Source organism: Bacillus sp. FAU20, from assembly GCF_056033865.1.
The window spans coordinates 101,216-122,500 of the sequence record NZ_JBVYHY010000017.1; the positions used below are offsets into that span (position 1 = coordinate 101,216).

37 protein-coding genes are annotated in these 21,285 nt (G+C 39.0%); 35 read left to right on the forward strand and 2 right to left on the reverse strand.

All coding sequences use genetic code 11. The annotated features are described in order from the left end of the window. Nucleotides 1-24: 24 nt before the first annotated feature. The 34 genes from rpsS (at nt 25) to AC0OM3_RS13030 (ending at nt 18,812) form a co-directional block, all read left to right on the forward strand. Nucleotides 25-303, forward strand: a complete 279-nt coding sequence (gene rpsS / locus AC0OM3_RS12865) for a 30S ribosomal protein S19 (protein WP_000124454.1) — start codon at nt 25-27, stop codon at nt 301-303. Between the two features lie 17 nt (nt 304-320). Next, nucleotides 321-662, forward strand: a complete 342-nt coding sequence (gene rplV, locus AC0OM3_RS12870) for a 50S ribosomal protein L22 (RefSeq protein ID WP_001148024.1) — start codon at nt 321-323, stop codon at nt 660-662. Nucleotides 663-665: 3 nt separating this feature from the next. Continuing rightward, the gene (rpsC, locus tag AC0OM3_RS12875; protein ID WP_000529956.1) at nt 666-1,325 is read left to right on the forward strand and encodes a 30S ribosomal protein S3; all 660 of its coding nucleotides are present in this window, start codon (nt 666-668) and stop codon (nt 1,323-1,325) included. A 1-nt stretch (nt 1,326) separates the two neighbouring features. Next, entirely contained in the window at nt 1,327-1,761 is a 435-nt protein-coding gene (rplP, locus tag AC0OM3_RS12880) for a 50S ribosomal protein L16 (protein WP_000928969.1), read from the forward strand. Continuing rightward, complete coding sequence (gene rpmC, locus AC0OM3_RS12885; protein WP_000855718.1) at nt 1,751-1,951, forward strand: 50S ribosomal protein L29; 201 nt, start codon at nt 1,751-1,753, stop codon at nt 1,949-1,951. The genes rplP and rpmC overlap by 11 nt, the downstream gene beginning before the upstream one ends. A gap of 20 nt (nt 1,952-1,971) precedes the next feature. Then, a complete protein-coding gene (gene rpsQ / locus AC0OM3_RS12890; protein ID WP_000004106.1) occupies nt 1,972-2,235 on the forward strand; it encodes a 30S ribosomal protein S17 in 264 nt (87 codons plus the stop codon). A 43-nt stretch (nt 2,236-2,278) separates the two neighbouring features. Next, nucleotides 2,279-2,647, forward strand: coding sequence for a 50S ribosomal protein L14 (gene rplN, locus AC0OM3_RS12895; protein ID WP_000615912.1), 369 nt, complete (start codon nt 2,279-2,281; stop codon nt 2,645-2,647). 38 nt (nt 2,648-2,685) lie between these two features. Beyond that, nucleotides 2,686-2,997, forward strand: coding sequence for a 50S ribosomal protein L24 (gene rplX, locus AC0OM3_RS12900; RefSeq protein WP_000558200.1), 312 nt, complete (start codon nt 2,686-2,688; stop codon nt 2,995-2,997). A gap of 26 nt (nt 2,998-3,023) precedes the next feature. Next, the gene (rplE, locus tag AC0OM3_RS12905; RefSeq protein WP_001080831.1) at nt 3,024-3,563 is read left to right on the forward strand and encodes a 50S ribosomal protein L5; all 540 of its coding nucleotides are present in this window, start codon (nt 3,024-3,026) and stop codon (nt 3,561-3,563) included. Between the two features lie 33 nt (nt 3,564-3,596). Then, nucleotides 3,597-3,782, forward strand: a complete 186-nt coding sequence (gene rpsN, locus AC0OM3_RS12910) for a 30S ribosomal protein S14 (RefSeq protein WP_001085700.1) — start codon at nt 3,597-3,599, stop codon at nt 3,780-3,782. A gap of 29 nt (nt 3,783-3,811) precedes the next feature. Continuing rightward, nucleotides 3,812-4,210 (forward strand): 30S ribosomal protein S8, encoded by a 399-nt coding sequence (rpsH, locus tag AC0OM3_RS12915; RefSeq protein WP_000245511.1) that lies wholly within the window; start codon nt 3,812-3,814, stop codon nt 4,208-4,210. A gap of 32 nt (nt 4,211-4,242) precedes the next feature. Continuing rightward, nucleotides 4,243-4,782 carry a 50S ribosomal protein L6 gene (rplF, locus tag AC0OM3_RS12920; RefSeq protein ID WP_000086558.1) on the forward strand — a complete coding sequence of 180 codons (540 nt, stop codon included), beginning with the start codon at nt 4,243-4,245 and terminating at the stop codon, nt 4,780-4,782. Nucleotides 4,783-4,813: 31 nt separating this feature from the next. Further along, complete coding sequence (rplR, locus tag AC0OM3_RS12925) at nt 4,814-5,176, forward strand: 50S ribosomal protein L18 (protein WP_000628816.1); 363 nt, start codon at nt 4,814-4,816, stop codon at nt 5,174-5,176. Nucleotides 5,177-5,197: 21 nt separating this feature from the next. Continuing rightward, complete coding sequence (gene rpsE, locus AC0OM3_RS12930) at nt 5,198-5,698, forward strand: 30S ribosomal protein S5 (RefSeq protein WP_000554646.1); 501 nt, start codon at nt 5,198-5,200, stop codon at nt 5,696-5,698. Nucleotides 5,699-5,711: 13 nt separating this feature from the next. Further along, entirely contained in the window at nt 5,712-5,894 is a 183-nt protein-coding gene (rpmD, locus tag AC0OM3_RS12935) for a 50S ribosomal protein L30 (RefSeq protein WP_001085234.1), read from the forward strand. 33 nt (nt 5,895-5,927) lie between these two features. After that, nucleotides 5,928-6,368, forward strand: a complete 441-nt coding sequence (gene rplO, locus AC0OM3_RS12940) for a 50S ribosomal protein L15 (protein ID WP_000766081.1) — start codon at nt 5,928-5,930, stop codon at nt 6,366-6,368. Further along, nucleotides 6,368-7,669 (forward strand): preprotein translocase subunit SecY, encoded by a 1,302-nt coding sequence (secY, locus tag AC0OM3_RS12945; protein ID WP_000490117.1) that lies wholly within the window; start codon nt 6,368-6,370, stop codon nt 7,667-7,669. The genes rplO and secY overlap by 1 nt, the downstream gene beginning before the upstream one ends. Nucleotides 7,670-7,725: 56 nt before the next feature. Then, nucleotides 7,726-8,376 (forward strand): adenylate kinase, encoded by a 651-nt coding sequence (locus tag AC0OM3_RS12950; protein ID WP_001048989.1) that lies wholly within the window; start codon nt 7,726-7,728, stop codon nt 8,374-8,376. Then, a complete protein-coding gene (map, locus tag AC0OM3_RS12955) occupies nt 8,376-9,122 on the forward strand; it encodes a type I methionyl aminopeptidase (protein WP_000582539.1) in 747 nt (248 codons plus the stop codon). Before AC0OM3_RS12950 ends, map begins: the two co-directional genes overlap by 1 nt. Nucleotides 9,123-9,190: 68 nt before the next feature. Further along, entirely contained in the window at nt 9,191-9,409 is a 219-nt protein-coding gene (gene infA / locus AC0OM3_RS12960) for a translation initiation factor IF-1 (protein ID WP_001029884.1), read from the forward strand. A gap of 35 nt (nt 9,410-9,444) precedes the next feature. After that, complete coding sequence (gene rpmJ, locus AC0OM3_RS12965) at nt 9,445-9,558, forward strand: 50S ribosomal protein L36 (protein ID WP_000868344.1); 114 nt, start codon at nt 9,445-9,447, stop codon at nt 9,556-9,558. Nucleotides 9,559-9,579: 21 nt separating this feature from the next. Continuing rightward, nucleotides 9,580-9,945 carry a 30S ribosomal protein S13 gene (gene rpsM, locus AC0OM3_RS12970; RefSeq protein WP_000090788.1) on the forward strand — a complete coding sequence of 122 codons (366 nt, stop codon included), beginning with the start codon at nt 9,580-9,582 and terminating at the stop codon, nt 9,943-9,945. Nucleotides 9,946-9,969: 24 nt separating this feature from the next. Continuing rightward, on the forward strand, nt 9,970-10,359 hold the full coding sequence (gene rpsK, locus AC0OM3_RS12975; protein WP_000101798.1) for a 30S ribosomal protein S11: 390 nt from the start codon (nt 9,970-9,972) through the stop codon (nt 10,357-10,359). Nucleotides 10,360-10,539: 180 nt separating this feature from the next. Further along, nucleotides 10,540-11,484, forward strand: a complete 945-nt coding sequence (locus AC0OM3_RS12980) for a DNA-directed RNA polymerase subunit alpha (protein ID WP_000569643.1) — start codon at nt 10,540-10,542, stop codon at nt 11,482-11,484. 35 nt (nt 11,485-11,519) lie between these two features. Then, nucleotides 11,520-11,882, forward strand: a complete 363-nt coding sequence (rplQ, locus tag AC0OM3_RS12985) for a 50S ribosomal protein L17 (RefSeq protein WP_000331490.1) — start codon at nt 11,520-11,522, stop codon at nt 11,880-11,882. 103 nt (nt 11,883-11,985) lie between these two features. Next, entirely contained in the window at nt 11,986-12,828 is an 843-nt protein-coding gene (locus AC0OM3_RS12990) for an energy-coupling factor ABC transporter ATP-binding protein (protein ID WP_139032696.1), read from the forward strand. Further along, nucleotides 12,804-13,685, forward strand: coding sequence for an energy-coupling factor ABC transporter ATP-binding protein (locus AC0OM3_RS12995; RefSeq protein ID WP_474212054.1), 882 nt, complete (start codon nt 12,804-12,806; stop codon nt 13,683-13,685). The genes AC0OM3_RS12990 and AC0OM3_RS12995 overlap by 25 nt, the downstream gene beginning before the upstream one ends. Further along, on the forward strand, nt 13,673-14,467 hold the full coding sequence (locus AC0OM3_RS13000; protein ID WP_001186526.1) for an energy-coupling factor transporter transmembrane component T family protein: 795 nt from the start codon (nt 13,673-13,675) through the stop codon (nt 14,465-14,467). Before AC0OM3_RS12995 ends, AC0OM3_RS13000 begins: the two co-directional genes overlap by 13 nt. Nucleotides 14,468-14,481: 14 nt before the next feature. After that, the gene (gene truA / locus AC0OM3_RS13005; protein ID WP_002163816.1) at nt 14,482-15,225 is read left to right on the forward strand and encodes a tRNA pseudouridine(38-40) synthase TruA; all 744 of its coding nucleotides are present in this window, start codon (nt 14,482-14,484) and stop codon (nt 15,223-15,225) included. Nucleotides 15,226-15,377: 152 nt separating this feature from the next. After that, a complete protein-coding gene (gene rplM / locus AC0OM3_RS13010; RefSeq protein WP_001260793.1) occupies nt 15,378-15,815 on the forward strand; it encodes a 50S ribosomal protein L13 in 438 nt (145 codons plus the stop codon). Between the two features lie 21 nt (nt 15,816-15,836). Beyond that, the gene (gene rpsI, locus AC0OM3_RS13015) at nt 15,837-16,229 is read left to right on the forward strand and encodes a 30S ribosomal protein S9 (RefSeq protein ID WP_000079986.1); all 393 of its coding nucleotides are present in this window, start codon (nt 15,837-15,839) and stop codon (nt 16,227-16,229) included. 162 nt (nt 16,230-16,391) lie between these two features. Continuing rightward, on the forward strand, nt 16,392-16,820 hold the full coding sequence (locus AC0OM3_RS13020) for a DUF2521 family protein (RefSeq protein ID WP_001101005.1): 429 nt from the start codon (nt 16,392-16,394) through the stop codon (nt 16,818-16,820). A 66-nt stretch (nt 16,821-16,886) separates the two neighbouring features. Then, a complete protein-coding gene (gene cwlD, locus AC0OM3_RS13025; RefSeq protein ID WP_000822438.1) occupies nt 16,887-17,600 on the forward strand; it encodes an N-acetylmuramoyl-L-alanine amidase CwlD in 714 nt (237 codons plus the stop codon). Nucleotides 17,601-17,744: 144 nt separating this feature from the next. Next, nucleotides 17,745-18,812 (forward strand): Mrp/NBP35 family ATP-binding protein, encoded by a 1,068-nt coding sequence (locus AC0OM3_RS13030; protein ID WP_000256616.1) that lies wholly within the window; start codon nt 17,745-17,747, stop codon nt 18,810-18,812. A 171-nt stretch (nt 18,813-18,983) separates the two neighbouring features. Here AC0OM3_RS13030 and gerD read toward each other — a convergent pair whose 3' ends face one another. Beyond that, nucleotides 18,984-19,601: a spore germination lipoprotein GerD gene (gerD, locus tag AC0OM3_RS13035; RefSeq protein WP_000827292.1), complete on the reverse strand. Its 618-nt coding sequence runs from the start codon at nt 19,599-19,601 to the stop codon at nt 18,984-18,986. Between the two features lie 139 nt (nt 19,602-19,740). Here gerD and kbaA point away from each other — a divergent pair, with 139 nt between their 5' ends. Beyond that, on the forward strand, nt 19,741-20,352 hold the full coding sequence (gene kbaA, locus AC0OM3_RS13040) for a KinB signaling pathway activation protein KbaA (RefSeq protein WP_001088526.1): 612 nt from the start codon (nt 19,741-19,743) through the stop codon (nt 20,350-20,352). Between the two features lie 119 nt (nt 20,353-20,471). Here the strand turns inward: kbaA and pdaB are convergent, their stop codons facing one another. After that, the gene (gene pdaB, locus AC0OM3_RS13045) at nt 20,472-21,236 is read right to left on the reverse strand and encodes a polysaccharide deacetylase family sporulation protein PdaB (protein WP_000464705.1); all 765 of its coding nucleotides are present in this window, start codon (nt 21,234-21,236) and stop codon (nt 20,472-20,474) included. Between the last annotated feature and the right edge of the window lie 49 nt (nt 21,237-21,285).

The following is a 21,285-nucleotide window of genomic DNA, read 5'->3' on the forward strand; positions in this document are numbered from 1 at the left end:
CCAATCACGAAGGGAGGCACCAAAATGGCTCGTAGCTTAAAAAAAGGACCATTTGTCGATGATCACTTAATGAGCAAAATGGAAAAATTAGTTGCATCTGAGCAAAAACAAGTTGTTAAAACTTGGTCTCGCCGTTCAACAATCTTCCCTCAGTTCATCGGACACACAATCGCTGTATATGATGGTCGTAAACACGTACCTGTGTACATCACTGAGGATATGGTTGGCCATAAGTTAGGTGAATTCGCACCAACTCGTACGTACAAAGGTCACCTTGCTGACGATAAGAAAACTAGAAGATAATGAGAGGAGGCACTTCAATGCAAGCTAAAGCAGTAGCGAGAACAGTTCGTATTGCTCCTCGTAAAGTTCGTTTAGTAGTAGACTTAATCCGAGGTAAGCAAGTGGGTGAAGCGATTGCTATCCTTAACCACACACCAAAAACTGCTTCTCCAGTTGTAGAAAAAGTTTTAAAATCTGCAATCGCAAATGCAGAGCACAATTATGAGATGGACATTAACAACCTAGTTGTTGAAAAAGTTTTCGTTGACGAAGGTCCAACGTTAAAACGTTTCCGTCCACGTGCAATGGGTCGTGCAAGCCAAATTAACAAACGCACAAGCCACATCACAGTTGTGGTATCAGAAAAGAAGGAGGGATAATCGATGGGTCAAAAGGTTAATCCAATTGGTCTTCGTGTCGGCGTTATCCGTGACTGGGAATCTCGTTGGTTCGCTGAGAAAGATTACGCTACATTATTACATGAAGACATCAAAATCCGTGAGTACATTAATGTACGCTTAAAAGATTCTGCTGTTGCTAAAGTAGAAATCGAACGTGCAGCAAATCGTGTAAATGTTACAATTCACACTGCAAAACCTGGTATGGTAATTGGTAAAGGTGGTACTGAAGTTGAAGCACTTCGTAAAGCTCTTAACCAATTAACAGGCAAGCGTGTACACATCAACATTTTAGAAGTTAAGAGAGCTGATCTTAACGCTAAATTAGTAGGCGAAAACATCGCTCGTCAATTAGAAAACCGTGTATCATTCCGTCGTGCACAAAAGCAAGTTATTCAACGTGCTATGCGTGCAGGTGCTAAAGGTATTAAAACACAGGTTTCTGGTCGTCTTGGCGGAGCTGATATCGCTCGTGCAGAATCTTACAGTGAAGGAACTGTTCCACTTCATACACTTCGCGCTGATATTGACTATGCAGCAGTTGAAGCTGATACAACATACGGTAAATTAGGCGTAAAAGTATGGATCTACCGTGGAGAAGTCCTTCCTACAAAAAAGAAAGCTTCTGAGGAAGGAGGAAAATAATATGTTAATGCCAAAACGCGTAAAATATCGTAGAGAGCATCGTGGTAAAATGCGTGGTCGTGCTAAAGGTGGAACTGAAATTGCTTTCGGTGAATTCGGTTTACAAGCACAAGCTGCTTCATGGATTACAAACCGTCAAATCGAAGCTGCTCGTCGTGCAATGACTCGTTACATGAAACGTGGCGGTAAAGTATGGATTAAAATTTTCCCTTCTAAACCTTACACTGCAAAACCTCTAGAAGTACGTATGGGTTCCGGTAAAGGGGCACCAGAAGGCTGGGTAGCAGTAGTAAAACCTGGGAAAATTATGTTCGAAATCGCGGGTGTATCTGAAGAGGTAGCACGCGAAGCATTACGTCTTGCAGCTCACAAGTTACCTGTGAAATGTAAATTCGTAAAACGTGAAGAAAATGGTGGTGAATCTAATGAAAACTAATGATATTCGTGAATTAACCACTGCCGAAATCGAAACAAAAGTTAAAGCTTTAAAGGAAGAGTTGTTTAATCTTCGCTTCCAACTTGCTACAGGACAATTAGAGAATCCAACTCGCATTCGTGAAGTGCGTAAAGCAATTGCTCGTATGAAAACTGTAGTTCGTGAAAGAGAGATCGGAATTAATCGATAAATTGAGGGGAGGTTTGCATAGTGAGCGAACGTAACCAACGCAAAGTTTATACTGGTCGTGTAGTGTCTGACAAAATGGACAAAACGATTACAGTTTTAGTTGAAACTTACAAAACTCATTCCTTGTACGGAAAACGTGTTAAGTATTCTAAGAAGTACAAAGCCCATGATGAGCAAAACCAAGCGAAACTTGGCGATATCGTTAAAATCATGGAAACTCGCCCGCTTTCTGCTACTAAGCGTTTCCGTTTAGTTGAAATCGTTGAAGAAGCGGTTATTATCTAAATAGACGAATCGGAATTTTTAGTCCGAAGGGAGGTTTCATAACATGATCCAACAAGAATCTCGTTTGAAAGTTGCTGACAACTCTGGTGCACGTGAACTTTTAACAATTAAAGTATTAGGCGGCTCTGGTCGTAAATATGCTAACATTGGTGACATTATCGTTGCTACGGTAAAACAAGCAACACCAGGTGGCGTTGTTAAAAAAGGTGACGTTGTTAAAGCAGTAGTGGTACGTACGAAGAGCGGAGCTCGTCGTCCGGACGGTTCTTACATCAAATTTGATGAAAACGCAGCGGTTATCATTAAAGACGATAAGAGCCCACGTGGTACTCGTATCTTCGGACCAGTAGCTCGTGAATTACGTGATAGCAACTTCATGAAGATCGTTTCTTTAGCTCCAGAAGTTCTATAATTTAAGGTATTGCCTTGCTAAGGAGGTGCAGAATTAAGATGCATGTAAAAAAAGGTGATAAAGTACAGGTAATCACTGGTAAAGACAAAGGAAAACAAGGCGTTATCCTTGTGGCTTTCCCAAAGCAAAACCGTGTTATCGTTGAGGGTGTCAATATCGTTAAGAAGCACTCTAAGCCATCTCAATTAAATCCACAAGGTGGAATTATTACTAAAGAAGCACCTATTCACGTTTCTAACGTTATGATTTTAGATCCGAAAACAGGTGAACCTACTCGTGTAGGCTTCAAAGTAGAAGATGGTAAAAAAGTTCGTATTGCAAAAAAATCTGGTGAATTATTAGATAAATAATTTTCTTAAGAAAGGAGGTCACTTCATTGAATCGCCTTAAAGAGAAGTTCCAAAAGGAAATTACTCCTGCTCTAGTGAGCAAGTTTAACTATAAATCTGTAATGCAGGTACCAAAAATCGAAAAGATCGTAATCAACACTGGTGTTGGTGACGCGGTATCTAACTCAAAAGCGTTAGACAACGCAGTAGAAGAATTAACACAAATCACAGGTCAAAAACCTGTTGTAACTCGTGCTAAAAAATCAATCGCTGGTTTCCGTCTTCGTGAAGGTATGCCAATCGGTGCGAAAGTAACTTTACGCGGCGAGCAAATGTATGAGTTCTTCGACAAATTAGTATCAGTTTCTTTACCACGTGTACGTGATTTCCGTGGTGTTTCTAAGAAATCATTCGATGGTCGTGGAAACTATACATTAGGTGTTAAAGAGCAACTTATTTTCCCTGAGATTGATTATGATAAAGTAAGCAAAGTCCGCGGTATGGACATCGTAATCGTTACTACAGCGAAAACTGATGAAGAAGCTCGTGAACTTTTAACACAATTCGGTATGCCATTCCAAAAATAATGGAAGCCAACGCTAAGTAGAGGAGGCGAAAACGTGGCTAAAAAATCTATGATAGCGAAACAAAAGCGTACTCCTAAGTTTAAAGTACAAGAGTATACACGTTGCGAACGCTGCGGTCGTCCGCATTCTGTATACCGCAAATTTAAACTTTGCCGTATTTGTTTCCGTGAACTTGCATATAAAGGTCAAATTCCTGGTGTTAAAAAAGCTAGTTGGTAAAACCCACAAATGGGAAGGAGGTAAAACACATGGTGATGACAGATCCAATTGCAGACATGCTTACTCGCATCCGTAATGCGAACATGGTACGTCATGAGAAATTAGAGGTTCCTGCTTCTAAAATCAAAAAAGAGATCGCTGAACTTTTAAAACGTGAAGGTTTCATTCGTGATGTAGAATACATCGAGGATAACAAACAAGGTATCCTTCGTATTTTCCTGAAATATGGTGCAAACAATGAACGTGTAATCACTGGATTAAAACGTATCAGTAAACCTGGCTTACGCGTTTACGCTAAAGCTGACGAAGTACCACGTGTACTTAACGGATTAGGTATCGCTCTTGTTTCTACATCTAAGGGAGTAATGACAGACAAAGACGCTCGTCAATTACAAACTGGTGGAGAAGTAGTAGCATACGTTTGGTAATATATATTTAAAACGAACGGAGGTGTGACCACATGTCTCGTATTGGTAAAAAGATTCTTGAAATCCCTGCAGGTGTTACTATTACAGTTGCAGAAGACAATACTGTAACAGTAAAAGGCCCTAAAGGTGAATTAACTCGTACTTTCAATGCTGATATGCTTATCAAAATTGAAGAGAATACATTAACAGTTGAGCGTCCATCTGAACAGAAGGAACACCGTGCATTACACGGTACAACTCGTGCTTTAATCGGAAACATGGTTGAAGGTGTAACTGAAGGTTTCGCACGCGGACTTGAATTAGTCGGTGTTGGTTACCGTGCTCAAAAACAAGGTGATAAACTTGTATTAAGCGTAGGTTATTCTCATCCAGTAGAAATGACTCCGGAAGCAGGTCTTGAAGTTGAAGTACCTGCACCAACTAAGATCGTAATTAAAGGTATCGACAAGCAACGTGTTGGCGAATTCGCTGCTAACATCCGTGCTGTACGTGCTCCTGAGCCTTACAAAGGTAAAGGTATTCGTTACGAAGGCGAAGTTGTTCGTCGTAAAGAAGGTAAAACTGCTAAGTAAACCCGTTAGGTGAGAGAAAGGAGTGACAAGAATGATCACTAAAGCTGATAAAAATGCGACTCGTAAGAAAAGACATGCACGTGTACGTGCTAAACTTACTGGTACTGCAGAGCGTCCACGTTTAAACGTGTTCCGTTCTAACCAACATATTTACGCTCAAGTTATTGATGATGTGAATGGTGTAACGTTAGTAAGTGCATCTACTCTTGATAAAGACCTTGCTCTTAACGGTACTAGCAATATTGAAGCTGCTACGAAAGTTGGAGAATCAGTTGCTAAGCGTGCTGTAGAGAAAGGCGTTAAAGAAGTAGTATTTGATCGCGGTGGTTACTTATACCATGGCCGTGTTAAAGCTCTAGCTGAAGCTGCTCGTGAGGCTGGATTACAATTTTAATGGTCAAAGGAGGGAAAATTGATGCATCGCATTGACCCAAGTAAATTAGAACTTGAAGAACGTGTAGTTACGATAAATCGTGTCGCGAAAGTTGTTAAGGGTGGTCGTCGTTTCCGCTTTGCTGCACTAGTTGTAGTTGGCGATAAAAACGGTCATGTTGGATTCGGTACTGGTAAAGCACAAGAGGTACCAGACGCAATCCGTAAAGCTATCGAAGACGCTAAGAAAAACTTAATCGCTGTACCATTAGTTGGTACAACAATTCCACACACAATCAACGGTCATTTTGGCGCTGGTGAAGTATTCTTAAAACCTGCTGCTGAGGGTACTGGTGTTATTGCTGGTGGACCTGTTCGTGCGGTCCTTGAATTAGCTGGTGTACAAGATATTCTTTCGAAATCTCTTGGTTCTAACACACCAATCAACATGATTCGCGCTACTGTGAACGGATTAAGCGAACTTAAGCGCGCTGAAGATGTTGCAAAATTACGCGGTAAATCTGTAGAAGAGCTACTAGGTTAAGGAGGGAAAACAAATGGCGAAAAAGTTAGAAATTACCCTCACTCGTAGTGTAATTGGTCGTCCACAAGATCAACGTGCGACGGTAGAAGCTTTAGGTCTTAAAAAGTTGAATTCAACTGTAGTTAAGGAAGAAACTCCTGCTATTCTTGGTATGATCAACAAAGTTTCTCACCTTGTAACTGTAAAAGAAGCTTAAGGATAACTCATTAATATAAGGAGGTGCCTGGGAATGAAACTTCATGAATTAAAACCTGCAGAAGGTTCTCGTAAAGTACGTAACCGTGTCGGTCGTGGTATCGGTTCTGGTAACGGTAAAACTGCTGGTAAAGGTCATAAAGGACAAAACGCACGTTCTGGCGGCGGTGTTCGTCTTGGCTTCGAAGGTGGTCAAACTCCATTATTCCGTCGTTTACCAAAACGCGGCTTCACAAACATTAACCGTAAAGAGTTTGCTATTGTAAACTTATCAACGTTAAATCGTTTTGAAGATGGTACAGAAGTAACACCTGAATTATTGCTGGAAACTGGCGTTATCAGCAAGTTAAACGACGGTGTTAAAGTTCTTGCAAGCGGAGCAGTAGAGAAAAAACTAACTGTTAAAGCGCACAAGTTCTCTTCAAGTGCTAAAGAAGCAATTGAAGCAGCTGGCGGATCAGTTGAGGTGATCTAATGTTTCGTACAATCTCCAACTTTATGCGCGTTGCTGAGATAAGACGTAAAATATTATTCACTTTAGCGATGTTAATCGTATTCAGGATTGGCACGTTTATCCCCGTGCCATTTACAAATGGAGACGTACTGAAGGCACAAGATCAATTAAATGCTTTAGGTATTCTAAATACATTTGGCGGTGGAGCCTTGAAAAACTTCTCCATCTTTGCGATGGGAATCATGCCGTATATTACAGCATCCATCATCGTGCAATTATTGCAGATGGATGTTGTTCCTAAATTTTCGGAATGGTCGAAGCAAGGTGAAATGGGCCGTCGTAAATTAACGCAATTCACGCGTTACTTTACAATTGTTCTTGCGTTTATTCAGGGGTTTGGTATGTCAATCGGTTTTAACGGTATGGTAGGTGGACAATTAATTTTGAATCCAGGTTGGAGCACTTATTTATACATTGCTACGGTACTGACTGCTGGTACTGCATTTTTAATGTGGTTAGGTGAACAGATTACAGCTAAAGGTGTAGGTAATGGTATTTCCATCCTTATCTTTGGCGGTATTGCCGCGGCGATCCCAAGTGTTATATCTCAAGTGTATCAGCAACAGTTTCAAAATATCGGAGATCAATTGTTCATGAGTATCGTTAAAGTTGCATTGATTTTACTAGCTGTGCTAGCAGTTATTGTGGGTGTTATTTTCATTCAACAGGCTGTTAGAAAGATCCCAATTCAATATGCGAAGCGTGTAACAGGAGGAAATGGTGGTTATGCTGGAGCACAAAACACACATTTACCGCTTAAGGTAAATAGTGCTGGTGTTATTCCAGTAATTTTTGCTGTTTCATTCTTAATTACGCCTCCGACTATTGCACAGTTCTTCCCGAAACATGATGTATCGCAGTGGATTATTGCAAACTTTAACTATTCTCACCCAGTGGGAATGATCATATATGTTGCGCTCATTGTAGCCTTCACATATTTCTATGCATTTGTTCAGGTTAATCCAGAGCAAATGTCAGAGAATCTAAACAAGCAAGGTGGATATGTTCCAGGTATTCGTCCGGGTAAGAATACGGAACAATATCTAACAAAAATCTTGTATCGTTTGACCTTTGTAGGATCAATTTTCCTAGCAGCGATTGCAATCTTACCAGTTATCTTTACGAAATTGGGAAATCTTCCTCCATCTGCACAGATCGGTGGAACGAGTATGTTAATCGTTGTCGGCGTTGCTTTAGAAACAATGAAGCAGCTAGAAAGCCAACTGGTAAAACGCCATTACAAAGGGTTTATCAAGCAGTGAGTAAGTGGGAAGAATTGTCTTCCCTACATGCTCATGTACTCTGAGGGGGAACAAGGATGAACTTAATTTTAATGGGGCTTCCTGGTGCTGGTAAAGGTACACAAGCCGAACAGATTGTTGCCAAGTATAACATCCCTCACATTTCAACAGGAGACATGTTCCGTGCAGCTATGAAGGCTGAAACTGAAATGGGTCTACAAGCAAAATCTTTTATTGATAAAGGTGCACTTGTTCCAGATGAAGTTACAATCGGAATCGTTCGTGAACGTTTAAGTCAAGACGACTGCGTAAGAGGTTTCTTACTAGACGGTTTCCCACGAACTGTTGCACAAGCATCAGCTCTTGAAGAAATTATGAAAGATCTTGGCAAAAAAATCGACTATGTTTTAAACATTAATGTGGATTCAGGGTTGTTATTAAAACGCCTTACAGGCCGTCGCATTTGTAAAGAGTGCGGTGCGACTTACCACTTAGAATTCAATCCACCAGCAAAAGCTGATGTGTGCGATAAATGTGGTGGCGAATTATATCAACGCTCTGATGACAATGAAGAAACTGTAGCAAATCGTTTAGATGTAAATATTAAGCAAACAAAACCTTTGCTTGATTTCTACGAAGAGCTTGGTTACTTACAAAGCATTAATGGTGAGCAAGATATCAATAAAGTATTTGCTGATATCGATGTTCTCATCGGAGGCTTAGCGTAATGATAATCTGCAAAACTCCTCGCGAGATAGAAATCATGCGAGAAGCTGGCAGGATCGTTGCTTTGACTCATCAAGAGTTGAAACAGCACATTACTCCAGGAATTACAACGAAAGAGCTCGATCAAATAGCGGAAAAGACGATTCAAAAATATGGTGCTACGCCATCTTTTAAAGGATACAACGGATTTCCGGGGAGCATATGTGCTTCTGTAAATGAAGAGCTTGTACACGGAATTCCAGGGAAGCGCAAGCTCAAAGAGGGCGATATCATCAGTATCGATATTGGTGCGAAATACAATGGGTACCATGGAGATTCTGCATGGACGTATCCAGTTGGAAACATTTCTGAATCTGTTCAAAAGCTACTTGATGTCACAGAAAAATCGTTGTATCTTGGTCTAGAACAAGTAAAACCAGGCGAGAGATTATCAAATATCTCACATGCGGTTCAAACCCATGCTGAAGAGAATGGATTCTCGATCGTTAGGGAGTATGTTGGTCACGGAATCGGGCAAGACTTACATGAGGACCCTCAAATCCCGCACTATGGTCCACCAAATAGAGGCCCTAGATTAAAGCCGGGAATGGTCATCTGTGTTGAGCCGATGGTGAATCAAGGAAGACGATATGTAAAAACACTATCTGATGACTGGACAGTGGTAACGGTAGATGGTAAATGGTGTGCCCATTTTGAGCACACGATTGCTCTTACAGAAGCAGGATACGAAATCCTTACCACTTTATAAGTAGCTGGCTCTCCGGGATTTCAGAGCAGTGTAAAATGTTACTGATTTGAAGAAGGGAGAACTATTGAATGGCTAAAGATGATGTAATTGAAGTCGAAGGTACCGTTCTTGAAACGTTGCCAAATGCTATGTTCAAAGTAGAATTAGAGAATGGGCATGTCGTATTGGCTCACGTTTCTGGTAAAATCCGTATGAACTTCATTCGTATTTTACCAGGAGACAAAGTTACGGTAGAATTATCTCCGTACGATTTAAATCGTGGTCGTATTACGTACCGTTTTAAATAATATAGCACTCCGTAATCTTTAAGGAGGTTCGAGACATGAAAGTAAGACCGTCAGTTAAACCAATCTGCGAAAAATGTAAAGTTATTCGTAGACGTGGAAAAGTAATGGTTATTTGTGAAAACCCTAAACATAAACAAAAACAAGGTTAATCAGAAGGAGGTGCATTCGTAATGGCACGTATCGCAGGTGTAGATATTCCTCGAGACAAACGCGTTGTTATTTCTTTAACTTACGTATTCGGCATTGGTCGCACAACTGCTGAAAAAATTCTTGCTGAAGCAGGTATTTCTGAAGAAACACGAGTTCGTGATTTAACGGAAGACGAATTAGGACGTATCCGTGATATCATCGATCGTATTAAAGTTGAGGGAGACCTTCGTCGTGAAGTATCTCTTAACATTAAACGTCTAATGGAGATCGGTTCTTACCGTGGTCTTCGTCACCGTCGTGGCTTACCAGTTCGTGGTCAAAATTCTAAAAACAATGCTCGTACACGTAAAGGTCCACGTCGTACAGTAGCAAATAAAAAGAAATAATAAGTAAAGGAGGTTGAACTAACAATGGCACGTAAAACAAACACTCGTAAAAAACGTGTGAAAAAGAATATTGAAGCTGGTATAGCTCATATTCGTTCTACTTTCAACAACACAATCGTAACTCTTACAGATACTCACGGTAACGCACTTTCTTGGTCTAGTGCTGGTGCACTTGGTTTCCGTGGATCTCGTAAATCTACTCCATTCGCTGCGCAAATGGCTGCTGAAACTGCTGCTAAAGCTGCAATGGAACACGGTTTAAAAACTTTAGAGGTTACTGTTAAAGGTCCTGGTGCTGGTCGTGAAGCTGCAATTCGTGCTCTTCAAGCTGCAGGTCTAGAAGTAACAGCAATTAGAGATGTTACTCCAGTTCCTCATAATGGATGTCGTCCACCAAAACGTCGTCGTGTGTAATTTTTCTGTATAGAATTTTCCCTTTTGTCTATAATGGATATGATGCATTATCGAGAAATTTCGTACAGAAACATCGCTTGTTGTGCACAATCGGGAACTGCCTAAGGGGGACTTTCGGTTAGACAGGGGTTGTACCTTTGTTTAACCGGGGTTTCGACGTTTTGAAGGAGGGTTTAGTTAATGATTGAAATCGAAAAGCCGAAAATCGAAACGGTTGAACTTAACGAAGATGCTAAATATGGTAAATTCGTAATTGAACCGCTTGAGCGTGGATATGGTACTACGTTGGGTAACTCCTTACGTCGTATTCTTTTATCTTCACTCCCTGGTGCCGCTGTTACTGCTATCCAAATCGATGGCGTATTACATGAATTTTCAACAGTTGAGGGCGTAGTAGAAGACGTTACAACGATCATCTTAAACTTGAAAAAGTTAGCTCTTAAAATCTACTCTGAAGAAGAGAAGACGTTGGAAATTGATGTGCAGGGCGAAGGTATTGTCACAGCTGCTGATATTACTCACGATAGTGATGTAGAAATCTTAAATCCAGATTTACACATTGCAACGTTAGCAAAAGATGCGCATTTCCGCGTGCGTTTAACTGCAAAGCGTGGCCGTGGGTATACGCCAGCTGATGCAAATAAAAGCGAAGATCAACCAATAGGAGTAATTCCTATTGATTCTATTTATACTCCAGTATCACGTGTGACTTACCAAGTGGAAAAGACACGTGTCGGACAAGTGGCTAATTATGATAAGCTTACGCTTGATGTATGGACGGATGGAAGCATCGGGCCAAAAGAAGCTATCTCTTTAGGTGCCAAAATCTTAACTGAGCATTTAAATATCTTTGTTGGTTTAACTGATGAAGCACAAAATGCTGAGATTATGGTTGAGAAGGAAGAAGATCAAAAAGAGAAAGTTCTTGAGATGACTATCGAGGAACTAGATCTTTCTGTTCGTTCTTATAATTGCCTTAAACGTGCAGGAATTAATACTGTACAAGAGCTTGCGAACAAAACAGAAGAAGATATGATGAAAGTTCGTAACTTAGGACGTAAATCCTTAGAAGAAGTTAAACATAAACTTGAAGAATTAGGTTTAGGTTTACGTAAAGACGACTGAGGATTTAAACCCATCAACAAAGGAGGGAACTACGAATGGCATACAGAAAATTAGGCCGTACAAGTGCGCAACGTAAAGCTATGTTACGTGACTTAGCTACTGATTTAATTATCAACGAGCGCATCCAAACGACAGAAACTCGTGCAAAAGAACTTCGTTCTGTAGTGGAAAAAATGATCACTTTAGGTAAACGCGGAGATCTTCATGCTCGTCGTCAAGCAGCAGCTTTCATTCGCAATGAAGTAGCTAACGCTGAGACTGGTCAAGATGCACTTCAAAAATTATTCGCTGATGTAGCTCCACGCTATGCTGAGCGCCAAGGCGGATACACTCGTATTGCAAAAATTGGTCCACGTCGCGGAGACGCAGCACCAATGGTAATTATCGAGTTAGTATAATGATAATTAAAAGGGCAGGACAGTTCTTTTCAAGAAACTGGTCATGGCCCTTTTTTTTAAATATAAAAATAGGCTAACTTGGCGAAGGAAAGGGTGCCTTGTATTGAAAAAAGAGAAACTTCGGACAGAAAATATATCCTTTCAATATCCTGGGGCAGCCACTTATGCATTAAAAGATGTTTCATTTTCCTTATATGAGGGAGAATGGGTATCTGTTATTGGACAAAACGGTTCAGGGAAGTCTACACTTGCAAAATTATTGAATGGTTTGTTTTTGCCAGAAGCAGGAACTATTACAGTAAATGATACAATGGTTTTATCAGAGGAAACGGTATGGGATGTTCGAAAACAAATTGGGATGGTATTTCAAAACCCAGATAATCAATTTGTTGGAACGACAGTGCAAGACGACGTTGTTTTTGGCTTAGAGAATATCGGAATGCCAAGAGAACAGATGGTAGAAAGATTAGATCAGGCTCTCAAACTTGTCCGTATGGAAGATTTTCTTAATGATGAGCCTCATTCGTTATCTGGTGGGCAAAAACAGCGAGTGGCAATAGCAGGCGTTTTAGCACTTCAGCCATCTATTTTAATATTAGATGAAGCATCGTCAATGCTAGACCCCCAAGGGAGACGTGAAGTAGTAGAAACGGTTAGACAACTTGTTAATCAAAAAGGTATTACCGTGTTATCAATTACGCACGATTTAGAAGAAGCGGCACAATCAGACCGTGTCATTATTTTAAATAAGGGAGAGATATTAGAGGAAGGGACTCCAGAACAAATTTTCAAATCCTCTCATATGCTCCAAGAAATTGGATTAGATGTACCATTTTCAGTGAAAATAGCAGAATTATTAAAAAGAAATGAAATTCTCTTGCAAAATACGCATCTTACAATGGAAAGCTTGGTGAACGAACTTTGGAGATTACATTCCAAAAAGTAGAACATCGTTATCAATATAAAACTCCATTTGAAAGACGCGCACTTTATGATGTAGACGTGTCGTTTCCAAGTGGGGGTTATTATGCCATTATCGGTCATACTGGTTCAGGTAAGTCGACGATGATTCAACATTTAAATGGTTTATTGCAGCCGACAAATGGTACAGTTCAAATTGGTGAACATTTGATTTCGGCAGGAAAGAAAGAAAAAAAGCTAAAGCCACTACGTAAAAAAGTAGGGGTTGTCTTTCAATTCTCAGAACATCAGTTGTTTGAAGAGACTGTGGAGAAAGATATTTGTTTCGGCCCTACTAATTTTGGAGTATCTGTAGACGAAGCAAGGCAAAAGGCTAGAAAGGCAATTGAACTTGTAGGGCTAGAACCGGAACTGTTAACACGTTCTCCGTTCGAATTAAGTGGTGGACAAATGAGACGTGTTGCTATAGCGGGTGTACTGGCGATGGAACCTGAAGTGCTTGTATTAGATGAACCTACAGCAGGACTAGATCCAAAAGGGCAGAACGAACTTATGGAGATGTTTTATAAGCTGCACAAGGAGAAGGGTCTTACAGTTATCCTTGTAACGCATAATATGGAGGATGCTGCTCAGTATGCGGAGCAGATTGTAGTTATGCATAAAGGAACGGTCTTTTTGCAAGGAAGTGCAGAGGAAGTATTTTCACATGCTGATGAACTAGAGAAAATTGGTGTGGATCTTCCTATGTCATTAAAGTATAAACGTGCAATTGAAGAGAAGTTTGGTATTTCAATTCCAAAGGCTACCTTATCTTTAGAGGATCTTACTCATGAAGTTGTGCAGGTGTTACGAAAAGGTGGTCATGAATCATGCAGCAGTTGATTATTGGGAGATATATCCCGGGGAATTCACTTATTCATCAACTTGATCCACGTACGAAGCTGCTGATTGTCTTTTTATATGTATTTGTTGTTTTCTTAGCAAATAATGCGATTTCATATGGATTTTTATTTTTATATGCACTCATTGCTTTATTTTTTGCAAAAGTGCCGATTCGTTATGTACTTTCGGGCTTAAAACCAATTTTATGGATTTTTCTTTTTACATTTTTCCTGCATATTTTTACAAATAAAGAGGGGGATGTACTATTCCAGCTTGGTTGGTTTTCGATATATGAAAAAGGATTAGAGCAAGGGATATACATTTCTGTACGATTCTTCGTTATTATTTTAATGACGACATTATTAACGTTAACGACGACACCTATTGAAATTACAGATGGTTTGGAGACGTTATTAAAGCCGTTGAAGCGTATAAAGGTTCCTGTTCATGAAATCGCATTAATGATGTCAATTTCTCTTCGTTTTATCCCGACATTAATGGATGAAACGAGTAAAATAATGAAAGCACAAGCGTCACGTGGTATTGATTTTGCCGGGGGACCGATAAAAGATAGAATGAAAGCTATTATTTCACTGCTCGTTCCTCTGTTTATCAGTGCTTTTAAGCGTGCAGAGGACTTAGCCATTGCGATGGAAGCTCGTGGATATCAAAGTGGTGAAGGACGTACTAAATTTAGGCAACTACGCTGGAAAACAAGCGATACAGTAACGATTGTCAGCTTATTTTGTTTAGCTTGTATTTTGGCATGGGTGCGATCGTAATGGAGAATAGAGAAATGGATAGAATAAAATGTACGGTTGCATATGATGGCATGCATTTTTGTGGTTATCAAATTCAGCCGAACCATCGTACTGTTCAACAGGAGATAGAAAAAGCATTGCAGAAATTGCATAAGGGAGAACTTGTTCGTGTTCAGGCATCTGGTAGAACAGATTCTACAGTTCATGCAAAAGGACAAGTAATACACTTTGATACCCCTTTGTCTCTTGAAGAGTGGCAATGGAGTAATGCTTTAAACACAATGTTGCCAGATGATATTGTTATAAGGCAAGTAGAGAAAAAAACAGAAGAATTTCATGCACGTTACGGTGTTGAGAAAAAAGAATATCGTTATCGTGTATTATTATCAAAGACTGCGGATGTATTCCGTAGAAATTACGTATATCAATATCCATACCCGCTCGAAATCAACTCTATAAGAAAAGCAATTCCTTATTTTATTGGAACGCATGATTTCACTTCTTTTTGTTCGGCAAAAACTGACAAAAAAGATAAAGTGCGAACAATTTATGAAATTGAGTTAATTGAACAAGATGATGAAATAATTTTTCGTTTTGTAGGTAATGGATTTTTATATAATATGGTCAGAATTATTGTTGGTACGTTACTTAGCATAGGACAAGGAAAGCTTGATCCTGATAGCATTCCAGAGATTTTAGCGAAACAAAATCGTCAGTTTGCTGGAAAGATGGCTCCAGGTCATGGGCTTTACTTATGGGAGGTAAACTATAACAACTAATCCTGGTGTAACATTTGCTTGACATTAGAAACTCAAAAGTATATCATAACATATGGTATTGTTTCTAAAACCACGATTAGCCCCGGAAGGAAATCGTGTTTAAGATAAACAATAGATTTTTTCTATGGAAAAGATAACGAGGAGGGAAACACATGCGTACGACTTTTATGGCAAAAGCTAACGAAGTTGAGCGTAAATGGTATGTGGTTGATGCTGAAGGTCAAACTTTAGGTCGCCTTGCTAGTGAAGTAGCATCCATTTTACGTGGTAAAAACAAACCTACATTTACACCACACGTTGACACGGGTGATCATGTAATTATTATTAACGCTGAGAAAATTCATTTAACAGGTAATAAATTAAACGATAAAATTTACTACCGTCACACTAACCACCCAGGTGGACTTAAGCAAAGAACAGCTCTTGAAATGCGTACAAACTACCCTGTACAAATGTTAGAGCTTGCAATTAAAGGCATGCTTCCAAAAGGACGCTTAGGCCGTCAAGTTTCTAAGAAACTTAACGTGTATGCTGGAGCAGAGCATCCACACCAAGCACAAAAACCAGAAGTTTACGAACTTCGCGGATAATTAATTAAAGGAGGGCTTACTTTGGCACAGGTTCAATACTATGGTACTGGACGTCGTAAGAGTTCAGTAGCGCGCGTACGCCTAGTTCCAGGCGAAGGACGCGTTATCATTAACGGTCGTGATTTTGAAAACTATATCCCATTTGCTGCATTACGTGAAGTAGTGAAACAACCTCTAGTTGCAACAGAAACTTTAGGTAACTACGATGTACTTGTAAACGTAAATGGTGGTGGATACACTGGTCAAGCTGGTGCTATTCGTCACGGTATTTCTCGCGCTTTATTAAAAGCTGATCCAGAATACCGTCTAACACTAAAACGTGCAGGTCTATTAACTCGTGACGCACGTATGAAAGAGCGTAAAAAATACGGTCTTAAAGGCGCACGTCGTGCACCTCAGTTCTCAAAACGTTAATTTTTGCGAACTACAAACCCCAACCATTTTGGTTGGGGTTTTTTTATGTTTCATTCCTCTTTTGCAATTTTTATAGCTTGGAATATTTTAGTGCTACCGCCGCGCGTATGCTTCTTCTTTAGAAGTTTAGACTAATACGTATTAGGGAGGTTTATAAGTACTATGAATGTCATTGTCAGCTTACAAGAAAAACAAAAAGAAAAGCAGTTAAAATACGAGCGGAAGATGTTGCGGGAATTATCATTAAAAACATTGCGTTCAAATATTCGTGATGCCTTTCAAATGCAAGAGCTTCATCGTCAGTATGAAGATTACTGTATTGAATTAGGGATAGAATCTTATTTATTAGGAGCGAGATACAGTAAATTTGGTTATTATGGTGAATCATTTTTTGATGTGAAATATAGAGCTTTAGAAGAAGAACAACAATTAACTGAAACGCTATTTCAATTTTTAACGAGTATGACTATGCGAGAAATAAAGTTGAAAGATGAGGAATTACTTTTTGAATCTTGTCAGCAGTTTATAGGATTGTGGTGGCAAGAAGGGTATGAAAAAGGTGAAAGAAGATATCGATTAAAGCTTCATTAAGACAAGCATAAACTTTCCTCTTGTCCCATATAAGTAATTAGAGGGACTAGCTGGAGGAGGAAAGGTATGAAGAGAATTCGAATTATCTCTTTTGCACTCGCTGCGGTTGTATTGTTTTTTTTAGTCAAACAAGAATTTCAAATTACAAAATCGTGGCGTGCTTGGAATTTACCCTTATCAGGGAAAGTAATCGTATTAGATGCTGGGCATGGTGGACCAGATGGAGGGGCTGTTGGTGGAAAGGATATTATAGAAAAGGATATTACGCTTGAAATTACAAAAAAGGTACAAGACTATTTACAAGAACAAGGTGCACTAGTTATTTTAACGCGTGAGGGAGATTATGATTTAGCTAACAAAGATACAAAGTCATATAGCAGACGTAAAGCAGAGGATTTAAAAAAACGTGTAGAAATCATCAATAAACCTGATGTAGACTTTTTTGCAAGTATTCATTTAAATGCTTTAACTAGTAGTGGATCAAAAGGCGCACAAACGTTCTATTACCGTTCTTCAATTGAAAATGAACGTGCTGCAAAATTTATACAGGCTGAATTGAGAACAAGTTTAGAGAACACGAATCGTTCTGCTAAGACTATTTCGCATGTGTATTTATTAAAGTATTCTAAAACACCAGGTGCTTTAATTGAAGCTGGCTTTTTATCGAATGTGAACGAAAGGTATATGTTAAATTCGGAGAAATATCAGCAAAAGTTAGCAGCTGCAATATACCGTGGTATATTACGTTATTTCACGGAAAAAGGAAATCCTCCAGAATAAGGAGGATTTTTTTGAGCTTCTCTCGTTAACGAAGTTTTCGGAAAATATGTTATACTGGAAATGTAAACGCATTTATTTCAAGAATAAGCAGAGATAAATTCAATTAACATTACGTTATTTTTCATACAGGGGGCTGGGCTAATTATGGTAACGAAAGAGCAAGTGGTTGAAGCGTTAGAAGGGATTGTAGATCCGTTTTTACATAAAACATTAAAAGAAACAAATGCAATTAAAGAGGTAACAGTCAAGCCAGAGAAGGAACATGTGAGTGTCAAAATTGCAATCGTAAAAACCGGTACAGCGGAACAAATGCAGTTGCAGTCTGGAATTGTAAAGTTAGTAAAAGAACTTGGGGCAGCAACAGTTGGACTTCGTTTTGCAGAATTTACAGAAGAGGAATTAGCTCAGTTTGCACCGGAACAACAAGAAGAGCAAAGTGAATCTTTATTGTCACCTAATTCAAAAACAACATTCTTAGCAGTAGCGAGTGGAAAAGGTGGCGTGGGAAAATCAACTGTTTCCGTTAACCTTGCAGTTGCTTTAGCTCGTTTAGGAAAAAAAGTTGGTATTATCGATGCGGATATTTACGGTTTTAGTGTGCCAGACATGATGGGGATAGAAAAACGTCCTATCGTAAGAGGTGACAAAATAATTCCGGTGGAACGTTTAGGTGTAAAGGTAATCTCAATGGGCTTCTTTGTAGAGGATAATGCACCAGTTATTTGGAGAGGACCTATGCTTGGGAAAATGTTAAACCACTTCTTCACAGAAGTAGAATGGGGCGATCTAGATTATTTAGTACTAGATTTGCCACCAGGCACAGGTGATGTTGCGTTAGATGTGCACTCAATGTTGCCATCTTGCAAAGAGATTATTGTAACGACGCCTCATCCAACAGCTGCGTTTGTAGCAGCACGTGCTGGAGCGATGGCATTGCGCACTGAACATAGTATTCTTGGTGTTGTTGAGAATATGGCATATTTTGAAAGTAAGGTAACTGGTGAGAAAGAATATGTATTTGGAAAAGGCGGGGGAGATAAGTTAGCTACCGAATTACAAACGAATGTTCTTGGTCGCATTCCGCTACAACAACCCGATTGGAATAAAGAAGACTTTGCTCCTTCAGTATATGAAGATACACATACAACGGGCATTATTTATAGTAAAATAGCTGAAACAGTAATTGATAAAACAGCTGTTACACAAAAATAAAGTGAAACTTTAATCAGTGGGGTTCACCTGTTACTGACAACAATAATGCTTTTGTTGTTAGTAAACCTTTCGCTTAACTAGAGGGGGCCATTTTGTCTGTTAATAGTAAGATAAAGTAATAACGAGTGAACAATGTATACATTGTTCACTCGTTATTATAGTTATTATTTTTTACTGTTCTTCCTTCTTTTCGCCTTGAGAACCACCGTCACCGCCTGCTTCTTTCTTACCAGATCCGCCTTTTTCAGCTTTTTGCACACCTTTACTAATGATATCAATCATCTTGGCTTGGAAGAGTGGACTTTCAGCAGTTTCTGTTAGTACTTGTTGTAGATATTGACGGTATTCTTTACTCTTCATTGTTTGTAACATTATTTTTTCTACTTCAGGATTTTTCATAATTTCTATAACGCCTGCTTGGTATTCAGGGTCTTTTAGTAAGGTTTTCATTAATTGAGTTTGTTCTTTCCCCATACTTTTAGCAAACTTTGATGAGAACTCAGGATCTTTAAAGAGCTTTTCCCAGAATTGTTGCCCTTTATCGGATACCATGGCATCTTCAATCGTTTTCTTTACTACTGTTTCATCTAGTATGAGTGCTTGTTTCATTTTTTCATCAGTTAATACATCTTGAATAGCTTTCTTACCTTGATCTGTTTTTAAAATATCAACAATCATTTTCTTTGTTTGATCGTAATCTAGTTCGGATTTCGTTTCTTTTCCTTGTGCGCATGCTGCAAGTGCGATAAGTAGAAAAGAAGAAACGAAAATGAATAGCATCCGTTTCATAAGTTGGAACTCCTTTCAGCACAGTTCTCTCTTTTTAATATAAATATCTTTAAGGAATTTATACATGAACATGGCTAGCTTTTTGAAATTGTCATTGATACAATTTAATTAGAAATATAAGGATAATGGGGGATGTGTTGTGAATAGCCGCAAGTGGGTACGACTATTTTTAACGACGTTGTTTCTTGGTGGGATTAGCACAGTTATTATTGGTTTTGTTTTGGAGTGGGACAAGTACAATAAATTTTTTCAAAATTTCGACGGTAAGGAGATTTTAGCAGTATCTTTCTGGCTGATGGGTGTAGGATTTATTTTTAGTGTTATAAGTCAAATGGGATTCTTTGCATATTTAACAATCCACCGTTTTGGACTAGGGATGTTTCGCTCATCTTCTTTATGGAATGCAGTCCAGCTCTTCTTTATTGCATTCGTATTATTTGATTTTGTGTATTTAAGATCTGTACTTATTGCAAATGGGGAAGTCTCGTTAGGGAATAACATACTTGTTGCTGGAATATTATTTGTGTTTGGAGCAATTGTTGCTTATGTAAAAAGTAAAGAAACAAATAAAAAAGCATTTGTGCCAGCTCTGTTCTTTATGGTTGTTGTAACAATCCTTGAATGGGTACCGGCGCTTCGGATTAATGATACAGATTGGCTATATTTAATGGTTATACCGCTATTGTTATGTAATGCGTATCAATTACTTGTATTACATCGTTTAATCGGAAAAACAAGTAAATCAGCTTAATAGAGAGAGGTTTTATACACCAGCAGTTATAATGCTGGAAATGGTATGATTAAAAAAGCTCTACCACCTTCTTGAAAGGTAGTAGAGCTTTTTATGCGTGAAGAGTAGTTGGGAAGAAGCTACTTCACATCTTCACTTTTCGTACTTGTGTTGGAAATAAGTTGTGACACGGATATTTGCTCATATCCATCACTTTTTATTTTTTGCAGGAGCAGCGGTAAAGCTCTATTTGTTTGAAGGGCAGAATCGGATGCGTGTAATAAGACGATATCTCCACCCTTCAAATTATTAGAGACAGTGGAAACGATGTTATTTACACCTGGGTTTTTCCAATCGTTTGAATTATTACTCCAATGCACGACGGTGTATCCAAGTGATTCTGCGATTTTAAGGGTTGCTTTGTTAAATTCGCCACTAGGTGGACGTAACAGCTTGACTTGTTTTACACCAAGTTTCGTAAAAACATCTTGTGCTCGTAAAAGGTCTCGCCTTATTTCATTTGTCTCTAGAGAAGTATAGGATGTGTAATTGTACCCCATACTACCGATTTCGTGCCCATCTTTCATGATTCGCTCTACAATATCGGGGTGTCTTTCGGCCCATGCAGCAGAAAGGAAGAAGGTTGCATTCTTAATTTCTCTTTCTTTAAGAGTATCTAGGATTGGAATTGCTTTTTTGTCTCCCCAACTAATATCAAACGTAAATGCAACTTGCTTTTTAGCGGTGTCTCCTTTGTAAATTACTTTAGGGCCTGTAGCAGTTGAAAAAGCAGATTCATGTGAATATGTTTTTAAAAAGAGTAGCCATGCTGTAAATAAGGACAGTATCACTATTAAGCTAATGTGTTTAAAATTTCTCTTACTCGTAATAAAAAAGAAAAACATAATATTACGCCCCTTTGTCCAATCCTTTTCAGTTACATATATGCTGTAA

Bases quoted from the DNA above. Each gene is read 5' to 3' on its own strand.
- rpsS (WP_000124454.1), top strand. From the start codon at position 25: ATGGCTCGTAGCTTAAAAAAAGGACCATTTGTCGATGATCACTTAATG.
- rplV (WP_001148024.1), top strand. From the start codon at position 321: ATGCAAGCTAAAGCAGTAGCGAGAACAGTTCGTATTGCTCCTCGTAAA.
- rpsC (WP_000529956.1), top strand. From the start codon at position 666: ATGGGTCAAAAGGTTAATCCAATTGGTCTTCGTGTCGGCGTTATCCGT.
- rplP (WP_000928969.1), top strand. From the start codon at position 1,327: ATGTTAATGCCAAAACGCGTAAAATATCGTAGAGAGCATCGTGGTAAA.
- rpmC (WP_000855718.1), top strand. From the start codon at position 1,751: ATGAAAACTAATGATATTCGTGAATTAACCACTGCCGAAATCGAAACA.
- rplN (WP_000615912.1), top strand. From the start codon at position 2,279: ATGATCCAACAAGAATCTCGTTTGAAAGTTGCTGACAACTCTGGTGCA.
- rplX (WP_000558200.1), top strand. From the start codon at position 2,686: ATGCATGTAAAAAAAGGTGATAAAGTACAGGTAATCACTGGTAAAGAC.
- rpsH (WP_000245511.1), top strand. From the start codon at position 3,812: ATGGTGATGACAGATCCAATTGCAGACATGCTTACTCGCATCCGTAAT.
- rplF (WP_000086558.1), top strand. From the start codon at position 4,243: ATGTCTCGTATTGGTAAAAAGATTCTTGAAATCCCTGCAGGTGTTACT.
- rplR (WP_000628816.1), top strand. From the start codon at position 4,814: ATGATCACTAAAGCTGATAAAAATGCGACTCGTAAGAAAAGACATGCA.
- rpsE (WP_000554646.1), top strand. From the start codon at position 5,198: ATGCATCGCATTGACCCAAGTAAATTAGAACTTGAAGAACGTGTAGTT.
- rpmD (WP_001085234.1), top strand. From the start codon at position 5,712: ATGGCGAAAAAGTTAGAAATTACCCTCACTCGTAGTGTAATTGGTCGT.
- rplO (WP_000766081.1), top strand. From the start codon at position 5,928: ATGAAACTTCATGAATTAAAACCTGCAGAAGGTTCTCGTAAAGTACGT.
- secY (WP_000490117.1), top strand. From the start codon at position 6,368: ATGTTTCGTACAATCTCCAACTTTATGCGCGTTGCTGAGATAAGACGT.
- AC0OM3_RS12950 (WP_001048989.1), top strand. From the start codon at position 7,726: ATGAACTTAATTTTAATGGGGCTTCCTGGTGCTGGTAAAGGTACACAA.
- map (WP_000582539.1), top strand. From the start codon at position 8,376: ATGATAATCTGCAAAACTCCTCGCGAGATAGAAATCATGCGAGAAGCT.
- infA (WP_001029884.1), top strand. From the start codon at position 9,191: ATGGCTAAAGATGATGTAATTGAAGTCGAAGGTACCGTTCTTGAAACG.
- rpmJ (WP_000868344.1), top strand. From the start codon at position 9,445: ATGAAAGTAAGACCGTCAGTTAAACCAATCTGCGAAAAATGTAAAGTT.
- rpsM (WP_000090788.1), top strand. From the start codon at position 9,580: ATGGCACGTATCGCAGGTGTAGATATTCCTCGAGACAAACGCGTTGTT.
- rpsK (WP_000101798.1), top strand. From the start codon at position 9,970: ATGGCACGTAAAACAAACACTCGTAAAAAACGTGTGAAAAAGAATATT.
- AC0OM3_RS12980 (WP_000569643.1), top strand. From the start codon at position 10,540: ATGATTGAAATCGAAAAGCCGAAAATCGAAACGGTTGAACTTAACGAA.
- rplQ (WP_000331490.1), top strand. From the start codon at position 11,520: ATGGCATACAGAAAATTAGGCCGTACAAGTGCGCAACGTAAAGCTATG.
- AC0OM3_RS13000 (WP_001186526.1), top strand. From the start codon at position 13,673: ATGCAGCAGTTGATTATTGGGAGATATATCCCGGGGAATTCACTTATT.
- truA (WP_002163816.1), top strand. From the start codon at position 14,482: ATGGATAGAATAAAATGTACGGTTGCATATGATGGCATGCATTTTTGT.
- rplM (WP_001260793.1), top strand. From the start codon at position 15,378: ATGCGTACGACTTTTATGGCAAAAGCTAACGAAGTTGAGCGTAAATGG.
- AC0OM3_RS13020 (WP_001101005.1), top strand. From the start codon at position 16,392: ATGAATGTCATTGTCAGCTTACAAGAAAAACAAAAAGAAAAGCAGTTA.
- cwlD (WP_000822438.1), top strand. From the start codon at position 16,887: ATGAAGAGAATTCGAATTATCTCTTTTGCACTCGCTGCGGTTGTATTG.
- AC0OM3_RS13030 (WP_000256616.1), top strand. From the start codon at position 17,745: ATGGTAACGAAAGAGCAAGTGGTTGAAGCGTTAGAAGGGATTGTAGAT.
- gerD (WP_000827292.1), bottom strand. From the start codon at position 19,601: ATGAAACGGATGCTATTCATTTTCGTTTCTTCTTTTCTACTTATCGCA.
- pdaB (WP_000464705.1), bottom strand. From the start codon at position 21,236: ATGTTTTTCTTTTTTATTACGAGTAAGAGAAATTTTAAACACATTAGC.